The organism is Veillonellales bacterium (assembly GCA_039680175.1).
GTDB lineage: Bacteria > Bacillota > Negativicutes > JAAYSF01 > JAAYSF01 > JBDKTO01.
In genome coordinates this window covers 1-10,295 of sequence record JBDKTO010000055.1, presented here as the reverse complement: position 1 = coordinate 10,295, position 10,295 = coordinate 1, and the positions used below count along the sequence as shown (strand labels likewise).

Genomic DNA, 10,295 nt, shown 5'->3' with positions numbered 1-10,295 from the left:
AGTGCCTCAAGGGCGTAGTGGATTTGTGTACTATTTTAAGGAGTGATCGTATGTCATTCGAGACATTGAAGACTACGAAAAAGGTGATTGGCGTCAAGCAGACAACTAAAGCAGTAGAGAAAGAATTGGCCGCTGTGGTGTATGTCGCGGATGATGCCGATTGTCGGGTGACGCAGCCGCTTATCGAATTATGTGAACGGAAAGGAACCCGGATGGAAAAGGTGCCGACAATGGCGGAATTAGGCAAGGCTTGCGCGATTGAAGTGGGTGCGGCGGCGGTAGCTGCCCTGAAATGAAAGCTGAGCGGGTTAAATATTTTGCCCCAAGCTCATTTGCCAAGGCAAAATTTTTTATAATAAATCATTGATTTTGGGAAGGAGGTGTAGTTATGCCAACAATTAGTCAATTAGTACGCAAAAGCAGAGAAGCTATCGAGAAAAAATCGACTGCGCCGGCGTTGAAGGAATGTCCGCAAAAGCGTGGCGTTTGCACAAGAGTATATACAACCACTCCGAAAAAACCTAACTCCGCGTTGAGAAAGGTGGCCCGGGTGCGGTTGACAAACAGCATTGAGGTGACTGCTTATATCCCCGGTATTGGACACAACCTGCAGGAACATTCTGTTGTTCTGATCAGAGGTGGCAGGGTAAAAGATTTACCTGGTGTCCGTTATCATATCATCCGTGGTGCGCTAGATACTGCCGGCGTTCAAAAACGGAACCAAGGCAGATCCAAATATGGTACCAAGCGTGCGAAAAAGTAGCAGTTAACTGATAGTTTTGGATAAAGGAGGGATAATATGCCAAGAAAGGGTCCAGTACCCAAGCGTGATGTGTTGCCAGATCCGGTGTACAATTCCAAAATTGTAACTAGGTTCATCAACAAAATTATGCTCCAGGGTAAAAAAGGTGTAGCTGAAAACATCGTATACGATGCTTTTGAGATTGTCCGGGCAAAAACCGGTAAAAATCCGATAGAGGTATTTGAAGCAGCAATGAAGAATGTAATGCCGGTTCTGGAAGTTCGCGCCCGTCGGGTTGGCGGTGCTAACTATCAGGTTCCGATTGAAGTGCGTCCTGATCGTAAATTGTCGCTGGGTATTCGCTGGCTGGTAAACTACTCCAGACTGCGGGGCGAAAAGACGATGCATGAGAGATTGGCGGCTGAGCTTTTAGATGCGGCCAACAATACAGGCGCTGCTGTGAAGAAAAGAGAAGACACCCATAAAATGGCGGAAGCAAACAAAGCGTTCGCACATTACCGCTGGTAATAGGGATTTAGTGTAAGGAGTGATAATAGTGGCCAGAAAGTTTCCTCTCGAAAAGACGCGGAACATTGGCATCATGGCACATATTGACGCCGGCAAGACCACTACAACGGAACGTATACTATTCTATACTGGCAGAGTACACAAGATTGGTGAAGTGCATGATGGGGCTGCGACTATGGACTGGATGGTGCAGGAACAAGAGAGAGGTATCACAATTACTTCTGCCGCCACTACTTGTCAATGGAATGGCCATCGTATTAATATCATCGACACACCAGGGCACGTGGACTTTACAGTTGAAGTGGAACGGTCGCTTAGAGTGCTTGATGGCTCGGTAACTGTATTTTGCGCTAAAGGCGGCGTGGAGCCTCAGTCTGAAACGGTTTGGCGTCAGGCTGATAAATACGACGTGCCGCGCATGGCGTATGTGAATAAAATGGATATTATCGGTGCTGATTTTTACCGGGTAGTGGATATGATGAAAACCCGTTTAGGAGCAAATGCAGTACCGATTCAGCTGCCAATCGGTTTTGAGGATACATTTATCGGTTTAGTTGACTTAATTGAAATGAAAGCACTGGTCTATACCGATGATTTAGGTAAAACCAGCGAAGAAACCGCAATCCCTGAAGATATGAAAGAGCATGTGGAAACCTATCGTCAAAGCTTGCTGGACGCGGTAGCGGAAAGCGATGACGAGCTGATGATGAAATATCTTGAAGGGGAAGAACTCACTGTTGAGGAAATCAAAACAGGCATCCGTAAAGCAACGATTGCCTGTAAGATGACTCCGGTGCTTTGCGGCTCCTCTTATAAAAACAAAGGCGTTCAGCCGCTGCTGGATGCAGTTGTGGACTTTATGCCGGCTCCTACCGATATCCCGGCTATCAGGGGCGTAAATCCGGATACAGGGGAAGAAAAGGATCGGCATCCGGATGATAGCCAGCCTTTTTCCGCCCTAGCCTTTAAAATTATGGCGGACCCTTATGTGGGTAAGCTGGCATTTTTCCGGGTTTATTCCGGACAGCTGTCTTCCGGTTCTTACGTTTTCAATTCCACCAAAGGCAAACGGGAACGGATTGGCCGTATCCTCCAGATGCATGCCAACCACCGGGAAGAGATTGAAGTGGTGTATACCGGCGATATCGCCGCTGCAGTAGGGCTGAAAGATACAACCACCGGCGATACGCTGTGTGATGAAAAAGACCCGGTGGTACTGGAATCCATGGTATTTCCGGATCCTGTTATTTCGGTAGCAGTCGAACCAAAGACCAAGGCTGACCAGGAAAAAATGGGTATCGCTCTGGCCCGGCTGGCGGAAGAAGATCCGACATTTAAAATGCATACCGACCAGGAAACCGGACAAACCATTATTGAAGGTATGGGCGAGCTTCATCTGGAGATTATCGTTGACCGGATGCTGCGGGAATTTAAAGTGGAATGCAACGTCGGCAAACCACAGGTTGCTTATCGCGAAACCATTCGCAAGACGGTCAAAGCGGAAGGTAAATTTATTCGTCAGTCCGGCGGCCGCGGCCAATATGGTCATTGCTGGCTGGAATTGACACCATTGGAACCCGGCGAAGGCTTTACTTTTGAGAATAAGGTTGTCGGCGGCGCGATTCCCAAAGAATACATCAATCCAATTGAGGCCGGTGTAAAAGAAGCCATGGGGAACGGCGTTCTAGCCGGATATCCGATGGTGGATGTGAAGGTTACTGTTTATGACGGCTCTTATCATGATGTCGATTCCTCGGAAATGGCGTTTAAGATCGCCGGCTCCATGGGCTTTAAAGCCGGTGCGGTAAAAGCAAATCCGGTTATCCTTGAACCATATATGAAAGTGGAAGTTATTATTCCGGAAGAATATATGGGCGATGTTATTGGCGATCTCAACTCCCGCCGCGGTCGTATTGAGGGGATGGAAGCTCGTAACGGAGCTCAGACAATCCACGCTTTTGTGCCGCTGGCGGAAATGTTCGGTTATGCAACCGACTTACGGTCCAAGACCCAGGGCCGGGGCAATTACTCCATGGAGTTTGCTCATTATGATGAGGTTCCGAAGAATCTGGCGGAAGCAATTGTAACTAAAGTCAAAGGTGTTTAACGAGGATATTAAAGGAGGCAACTAACAATGGCAAAGAAAAAGTTTGAAAGAAACAAACCCCACGTTAATATCGGTACAATCGGTCACGTTGATCACGGTAAAACGTCGCTGACGGCGGCAATCACCCTGACTCTTTCCAAAAGCGGCGGCGCTGAATTCATGGCGTATGATATGATCGACAAGGCTCCAGAAGAAAGAGAACGCGGTATCACCATTAACACGGCACACGTTGAGTATGAAACGGCAAATCGTCATTATGCGCACGTTGACTGCCCCGGCCATGCCGATTATGTTAAAAACATGATTACCGGCGCTGCTCAGATGGATGGTGCGATCCTGGTGGTAAGCGCTGCTGACGGCCCGATGCCTCAGACCCGTGAACACATTCTGCTGTCTCGCCAGGTTGGCGTACCGGCAATGGTTGTGTTTCTGAACAAAGCCGATTTGGTAGATGATCCGGAACTGATGGAATTGGTTGAGATGGAAGTTCGTGAACTTCTGACCAGCTATGATTTCCCGGGCGATGAAATTCCGATCGTTACTGGTTCTGCCGTAAAAGCTTTGGAATGCGGCTGCGCGAAACCTGACTGCCCTTGGTGCGGTAAAATTTACGAATTAATGGCGAAAGTGGATGAGTACATTCCCACGCCAAAACGTGATACCGACAAACCCTTCCTGATGCCGGTTGAAGATGTATTTACGATCACCGGTCGCGGCACCGTTGCTACCGGTCGTGTGGAACGCGGCGCAGTCAAAGTCGGCGACACCGTTGAAATTGTCGGTATGGCTGAAAAACCGAAAACCACGGTTGTAACCGGTGTGGAAATGTTCCGCAAACTTTTGGATCAGGCAGTAGCCGGCGACAATATTGGTGCTTTGCTCCGTGGAATTGAACGGAAAGAAATCGAACGTGGTCAGGTTTTGGCCAAGCCGGGTTCGATTCATCCTCATACGAAATTTAAAGCGGAAGTTTATGTACTGTCCAAAGAAGAAGGAGGTCGTCATACTCCGTTCTTCTCGAACTATCGTCCGCAATTCTATTTCCGCACGACCGACGTTACCGGAGTGGTACATCTGCCGGAAGGTGTAGAAATGTGTATGCCTGGCGATAACATTCAAATGTCCATCGAACTGATTACACCTATCGCTATCGAAGAAGGTCTGCGTTTTGCCATCCGCGAAGGCGGCCGTACGGTTGGCGCCGGTGTTGTCACCGCGATCAGCGAATAAATTAAAATAAACTTGGATGGTAGGGGCGGCTGGCTAGGCCGCCTCTACATAAGAGTTTGGAAGTGCCCTAATGCGATGACGTGGGAGGTTGCCCGTACGCTGCGGGGGAAATTTCCACGGAGAATGTCCGTTCAGAGAAACAGGGCGATAAGGAGGAAATACAATGGCTAAACAACAAAAAATCAGAATTCGTCTTAAAGCGTATGATCATAAGGCGCTTGACCAAAGTGCTGTTAGAATCGTCGAAACCGCCAAAAGAACCGGTGCTTTAGTTTCCGGGCCGATTCCCCTTCCCACGGAGAAAAATATATTTACGATACTGCGTTCACCCCATGTCAATAAAGATTCCCGGGAGCAATTTGAAATGCGCACCCACAAACGTCTCATTGACATTCTTGAGCCGACTTCCAAGACCGTTGATGCGTTAATGCGTCTGGATCTGCCGGCCGGAGTGGACATTGAAATCAAGCTGTAGGAGGAGGTGGCAATAATGGCTAAAGGAATATTAGGTAAAAAACTGGGTATGACGCAAATCTTCACTGCTGAAGGCAGAGTTGTTCCAGTTACGGTTGTTGAAGCTGGTCAAAGCGTCGTACTGCAAAATAGAACAGTTGAAAATGATGGATATAATGCGGTGCAGCTGGGCTTTGGCACTGTTAAAGATAAAAAAGTTACTAAGCCGCTCAAAGGGCATTTTGACAAAGCGGGGATTAAACCGGTTAAATTCATCCGTGAGCTGCGCCTGCCCGGCGCGCCTGAATATACTGTCGGTCAGCTGATTGGTATTGATATATTCAGTGAAGGCGAATTAGTGGACGTTGTTGGAACCGCAAAAGGAAAAGGATTTGCCGGCGGTATCAAACGGCATAACTTCAGACGCGGACCTATGGCCCACGGCTCCAAATCTCATCGTGAGCCCGGTTCTATCGGACCGCGCATGAGCGGTGGCGGCGGTAAGGTATATAAGGGTAAAAAATTGCCTGGGCGTATGGGTGGACAACAAGTCACCGTACAACGTCTTACCGTTGTTAGAGTTGACACCGAACGCAATCTGATCTTAATTAAAGGTGCTGTTCCCGGACCGAAGGGCAGCTTTGTTGTTATAAAAGCTACCGTAAAGCCAGGGAAATAGGTTCGGGTAAACCTCGAACATCGAAAGGAGGATGTGCTATATGCCGAAAGTAGCAGTATATGATATCACTGGTGTCAAGACCGGTGACATGGAATTAAATGATAATGTTTTTGGCGTAGAAGTCAATGAAGCTGTACTGCATCAGGCAGTTGTCATGCAGCTCGCCAGTCAGCGCTTGGGTACGGCTGCCACGAAAACCAGAGGTTTTGTCCGCGGCGGCGGCAGAAAACCCTGGAAACAAAAAGGTACCGGCCGGGCTCGTTCCGGCAGCACTCGTTCACCAATTTGGGTAGGTGGTGGTACCGCATTCGGACCCCAGCCCCGTTCTTATGCGTTTCGTATGCCTCGCAAACAGCGGCGCCTAGCGATTAAATCCGCTCTGACGGCCAAAGTGGAAGGCGGCGAACTGGTTGTGCTGGAAGATATCAGCTTTGCTGAACCGAAAACTAAAAGCGTAGTTAAAATGTTAGGTGATTTCAAGGCAGACGTTGGTAAAGCTTTAATTGTTACGGCGGAAACTATTGATAACGTAGAAAAATCATCCCGCAACATTCCGGGTGTGAAGGCAATTGCTTCCAGCGGTGTGAATGTATATGACCTTTTATATCATGATAAAGTATTCATTACCAAAGAAGCAGTTGCCAGGATTGAGGAGGTGTTTGCGTAATGGCTGATTTGCGCGATGTTCTCATTCGCCCGCTGATTACGGAAAAAACGACCAATATGATGCAGGAAAATAAATATACATTTATTGTGCCTTTAAAAGCCAATAAGGTAGAAGTCCGTCAGGCAGTGGAACAGATTTTCAAAGTGAAAGTGCTGGCCGTAAACACCCTGCGGGTTTTTGGTAAAACCAAGCGGATGGGCCGTACTCAGGGTAAACGCCCGGACTATAAAAAAGCAATTGTAAAACTGGCTCCTGGCCAGCGTATCGAATTCTTTGAAGGAGTATAATCCTAAATTTTGTTAAGAAGGAGGGGCAACAATGGCAGTAAAAAGCTTTAAACCTTACTCTGCTGGCAGAAGATTTATGACAGTAGCGAATTTCGAAGAAGTTACTACTGACAAACCCGAACGTTCCCTGGTTGAGCGGCTGTTAAAGCATGGCGGTCGTAATCAGCAGGGAAGGCTGACTGTCAGGCATCAAGGCGGCGGCCACAAACGTCTCTATAGAATTATTGACTTTAAGCGGAATAAAGATGGAGTCGCGGCCAAAGTGGCTACGATAGAATATGATCCGAATCGTTCCGCCCGAATCGCCTTATTAAATTATGCGGATGGGGAAAAGCGCTACATTTTGGCTCCTAACGGACTGAAAGTCGGCGACGTAATCTCCAGCGGTTCTGAAGCGGATATTAAAGTCGGCAATGCGTTGCCGATTCAGAATATCCCGGTTGGTACTTTGATTCACAATGTTGAGCTCAAAATTGGCAAGGGTGCTCAATTAGTACGTTCTGCCGGCGCTTCGGCTCAATTAATGGCAAAAGAAGGCGACTATGCACTCCTGCGTCTTCCTTCCGGTGAACTGCGCAAAGTTCACGTGAATTGTAAAGCGACTATCGGCCAAGTCGGCAACCTAGAACATGAAAACATTACCCTCGGCAAGGCCGGACGTTCCCGCTGGCTGGGCATTCGTCCGGCAAACCGCGGTGTAGCCATGAATCCCTGCGATCATCCCCATGGTGGTGGTGAAGGCCGTTCGCCTGTTGGGCGTAAGCATCCGGTAACGCCTTGGGGTAAACACGCTTATGGCGCTAAGACCCGTCGGAATAAACAGTCTGACCAATGGATTGTTAAGGGCCGGACGAAGTAACAAGTAGAGAAGGGAGGCTATTACGAGTGTCCAGATCAATTAAAAAAGGACCTTATGTGCACGAAAGCGTGCTGAAAAAGATAACAGCCATGAATGATAAGAACGAGAAAAAGGTTATTAAAACCTGGTCCCGCAGTTCTACCATTCTTCCCAGTTTTGTCGGACACACCATTGCGGTGCATGATGGCCGCAAGCATGTGCCGGTGTATATCACCGAAGACATGGTAGGTCATAAACTGGGTGAGTTTGCGCCGACCCGTACCTTTAAAGGACACGGTTCTCACGTCGAAAAAGCGACGGCATTGAAATAGTTACCGAAGGGGGGCTGCTATATGGAAGCTAAGGCAGTTGTTACACATATCCGCATTGCGCCGCGTAAAGTTCGAATTGTCATTGACCTGATTCGTGGTAAAAACGTAGGCGAAGCGTTTGCGATTCTGAAATATACGCCAAAAGTGGCGTCGGAAGTAATTGAAAAATTGTTAAAATCAGCCGTTGCCAATGCGGAACACAATTATGATATGAACGCAGATAATCTGTATGTTTCAACAGCTTATGTGGATCAGGGCCCGACTCTGAAACGCATTCATCCGCGGTCGCGTGGCCAGGCTTTTAAAATTTTAAAGCGCACCAGTCACGTGACGCTTGTTGTAAAAGAAAGATAACTGGCGAAGGAGGGAAATAACGTGGGTCAAAAAGTTCATCCACATGGTCTGCGCATCGGCGTAATTAAAACTTGGGATGCCAAGTGGTATGCCGACAAGGACTATGCCAAGAATCTGCATGAAGATTTAAAAATCCGTAAGTTCATTAAAGCAAAAGTATTTGCTGCCGGCATATCTCAGATTTTGATAGAACGTGCCGCTAACCGCGTTAAACTTACCATTCACACGGCTAAACCGGGTATGGTAATCGGTCGTGGCGGTTCGGGCATAGAAGAACTGAAAAAAGGGCTGAGACAATTAACCGATAAGCAAATTGATGTTAATATTGCCGAAATTAAGCAGGCAGAGCTGGATGCTACCCTGGTTGCTGAAAACATTGCATCCCAGCTGGAAAGGCGTATCGCTTTTCGCCGCGCTATGAAGCAGTCGGTTACCCGTACTATGCGTATGGGAGCTAAGGGGATTAAAGTAACGGTTGCCGGCCGTTTAGGCGGAGCCGAAATCGCCCGTACTGAAAGCAGTCGGGACGGCAGTATTCCTCTGCATACCTTAAGAGCAGATATTGATTACGGCACGGCGGAAGCCGCTACCACTTATGGCCGGATTGGCGTTAAAGTATGGATCTATAAAGGCGAGGTTTTGCCTGAAGCCAAAAAGACCGCTGCCGTTGCTGAAGGGAGCGAGAAATAGATGCTACTGCCAAAAAGAGTAAAACACCGTAAGCAATTCCGTGGACGGATGAAAGGCAAAGCGAACAAGGGCAACACAGTAAGTCATGGCGAGTTCGGCTTAGCGGCACTTGAACCGGCCTGGATTACCAACCGTCAAATTGAAGCGGCCCGTATTGCTATGACTCGTTATATCAAACGTGGCGGTAAGGTATGGATTAAAATATTTCCTGATAAACCGGTTACGGCAAAACCGGCTGAAACGCGTATGGGTAGTGGTAAAGGATCACCGGAATACTGGGTAGCTGTAGTAAAACCAGGCCGGGTAATGTTTGAAATGGATGGGGTTACCGAAGAAATAGCCAAAGAAGCAATGCGTTTGGCGGGTCATAAGCTTCCGATCAAAACTAAATTTGTCAAGCGGGAAGAAGCGGCAGCGCAAGTGCAAGAACAAGTGGGTGGTGACATAGATGAAGGTTAATGACATCCGCGATATGAATAAGGCCGAACTGGAACAAAAATTAGCCGGGCTTAAAGAGGAGTTATTTAACCTCAGATTTCAACTTGCTACTGGTCAGCTGGAAAATTCTATGCGGATTAAGGAAGTTAAAAAGGACATCGCCCGTGTGAAGACTATCCAGCGGGAGCAGGAACTGCAAGCCCAGCAAGCATAGTTCGTTCTTAGACGAAACGTAACGATACAAATAAGAACGGAAGGAGGCCACTCGAACGTGACCGAAAGAAATGAGCGTAAAACCCGTATTGGTAAAATCGTTAGCGACAAGATGGAAAAAACGGTAGTCGTAGCAGTAGAACGTTTGGTACAGCATCCGCTGTATAAAAAAGCCGTTAAACATACCATTAAATTTAAAGCTCATGATGAAACCAATGAAAGCCATGTAGGCGACACGGTAAAACTCATGGAAACTCGTCCGCTGTCGAAAGACAAACGCTGGAGAGTTGTGGAAATCATTGAGAAAGCCAAATAATATAGCAAACCTCGAGTACGCAAAGGAGGGATAAGAATGATCCAACAGCAAACAATGTTGAATGTTGCTGACAATACCGGCGCCAAGCAAATCATGTGCATCCGGGTATTAGGCGGCTCGTATCGTAGATATGCTAACATCGGAGATGTAATCGTAGCAGCTGTTAAAGACGCTTCTCCCGGCGGTGTCGTGAAAAAGGGCGAAGTAGTCAGGGCCGTAGTCGTACGGTCTCATAAAGGCCTGCGTCGTCCGGACGGTTCCTATATCCGTTTTGACGAAAATGCCGCAGTTGTCATTAAAGAAGATAAAAGCCCCAGAGGGACCCGTATATTTGGGCCGGTAGCGAGAGAACTGCGTGAAAAAGACTTTATGAAGATTGTCTCGCTGGCGCCGGAAGTAATCTAAGCTAGGAGGTGTCCGG

The 10,295-nt window shown here is 47.8% G+C and carries 17 protein-coding genes; all 17 read left to right on the top strand.

Features of this window, described 5'->3' with window-relative positions; translation table 11 throughout:
• Window positions 1-50 precede the first annotated feature (50 nt).
• The 17 genes from ABFC84_08845 to rplN all read left to right on the top strand — a co-directional run bounded on the left by ABFC84_08845 (window position 51) and on the right by rplN (window position 10,279).
• A complete protein-coding gene (locus tag ABFC84_08845) occupies window positions 51-296 on the top strand; it encodes a ribosomal L7Ae/L30e/S12e/Gadd45 family protein (protein ID MEN6412858.1) in 246 nt (81 codons plus the stop codon).
• A 92-nt stretch (window positions 297-388) separates the two neighbouring features.
• Window positions 389-763, top strand: a complete 375-nt coding sequence (gene rpsL / locus ABFC84_08840) for a 30S ribosomal protein S12 (protein ID MEN6412857.1) — start codon at window positions 389-391, stop codon at window positions 761-763.
• 36 nt (window positions 764-799) lie between these two features.
• Window positions 800-1,270, top strand: coding sequence for a 30S ribosomal protein S7 (rpsG, locus tag ABFC84_08835; GenBank protein ID MEN6412856.1), 471 nt, complete (start codon window positions 800-802; stop codon window positions 1,268-1,270).
• Between the two features lie 28 nt (window positions 1,271-1,298).
• On the top strand, window positions 1,299-3,377 hold the full coding sequence (gene fusA / locus ABFC84_08830) for an elongation factor G (GenBank protein MEN6412855.1): 2,079 nt from the start codon (window positions 1,299-1,301) through the stop codon (window positions 3,375-3,377).
• A 27-nt stretch (window positions 3,378-3,404) separates the two neighbouring features.
• Window positions 3,405-4,607 carry an elongation factor Tu gene (tuf, locus tag ABFC84_08825; GenBank protein MEN6412854.1) on the top strand — a complete coding sequence of 401 codons (1,203 nt, stop codon included), beginning with the start codon at window positions 3,405-3,407 and terminating at the stop codon, window positions 4,605-4,607.
• 163 nt (window positions 4,608-4,770) lie between these two features.
• On the top strand, window positions 4,771-5,082 hold the full coding sequence (gene rpsJ / locus ABFC84_08820; GenBank protein MEN6412853.1) for a 30S ribosomal protein S10: 312 nt from the start codon (window positions 4,771-4,773) through the stop codon (window positions 5,080-5,082).
• 15 nt (window positions 5,083-5,097) lie between these two features.
• Window positions 5,098-5,739, top strand: coding sequence for a 50S ribosomal protein L3 (gene rplC / locus ABFC84_08815; protein ID MEN6412852.1), 642 nt, complete (start codon window positions 5,098-5,100; stop codon window positions 5,737-5,739).
• 40 nt (window positions 5,740-5,779) lie between these two features.
• Window positions 5,780-6,406 carry a 50S ribosomal protein L4 gene (gene rplD / locus ABFC84_08810; protein MEN6412851.1) on the top strand — a complete coding sequence of 209 codons (627 nt, stop codon included), beginning with the start codon at window positions 5,780-5,782 and terminating at the stop codon, window positions 6,404-6,406.
• On the top strand, window positions 6,406-6,693 hold the full coding sequence (gene rplW, locus ABFC84_08805) for a 50S ribosomal protein L23 (protein MEN6412850.1): 288 nt from the start codon (window positions 6,406-6,408) through the stop codon (window positions 6,691-6,693). Before rplD ends, rplW begins: the two co-directional genes overlap by 1 nt.
• A 31-nt stretch (window positions 6,694-6,724) precedes the next feature.
• Window positions 6,725-7,552 carry a 50S ribosomal protein L2 gene (gene rplB / locus ABFC84_08800; protein ID MEN6412849.1) on the top strand — a complete coding sequence of 276 codons (828 nt, stop codon included), beginning with the start codon at window positions 6,725-6,727 and terminating at the stop codon, window positions 7,550-7,552.
• 26 nt (window positions 7,553-7,578) lie between these two features.
• Window positions 7,579-7,863, top strand: coding sequence for a 30S ribosomal protein S19 (gene rpsS, locus ABFC84_08795; protein ID MEN6412848.1), 285 nt, complete (start codon window positions 7,579-7,581; stop codon window positions 7,861-7,863).
• A 21-nt stretch (window positions 7,864-7,884) separates the two neighbouring features.
• Entirely contained in the window at window positions 7,885-8,217 is a 333-nt protein-coding gene (gene rplV / locus ABFC84_08790) for a 50S ribosomal protein L22 (protein ID MEN6412847.1), read from the top strand.
• A gap of 21 nt (window positions 8,218-8,238) precedes the next feature.
• Complete coding sequence (gene rpsC, locus ABFC84_08785) at window positions 8,239-8,907, top strand: 30S ribosomal protein S3 (protein MEN6412846.1); 669 nt, start codon at window positions 8,239-8,241, stop codon at window positions 8,905-8,907.
• Window positions 8,908-9,366 carry a 50S ribosomal protein L16 gene (gene rplP / locus ABFC84_08780; protein ID MEN6412845.1) on the top strand — a complete coding sequence of 153 codons (459 nt, stop codon included), beginning with the start codon at window positions 8,908-8,910 and terminating at the stop codon, window positions 9,364-9,366.
• The gene (rpmC, locus tag ABFC84_08775) at window positions 9,356-9,559 is read left to right on the top strand and encodes a 50S ribosomal protein L29 (protein MEN6412844.1); all 204 of its coding nucleotides are present in this window, start codon (window positions 9,356-9,358) and stop codon (window positions 9,557-9,559) included. Before rplP ends, rpmC begins: the two co-directional genes overlap by 11 nt.
• A gap of 57 nt (window positions 9,560-9,616) precedes the next feature.
• Window positions 9,617-9,874 carry a 30S ribosomal protein S17 gene (gene rpsQ / locus ABFC84_08770; protein MEN6412843.1) on the top strand — a complete coding sequence of 86 codons (258 nt, stop codon included), beginning with the start codon at window positions 9,617-9,619 and terminating at the stop codon, window positions 9,872-9,874.
• A 36-nt stretch (window positions 9,875-9,910) separates the two neighbouring features.
• Entirely contained in the window at window positions 9,911-10,279 is a 369-nt protein-coding gene (rplN, locus tag ABFC84_08765; GenBank protein ID MEN6412842.1) for a 50S ribosomal protein L14, read from the top strand.
• Window positions 10,280-10,295 lie beyond the last annotated feature (16 nt).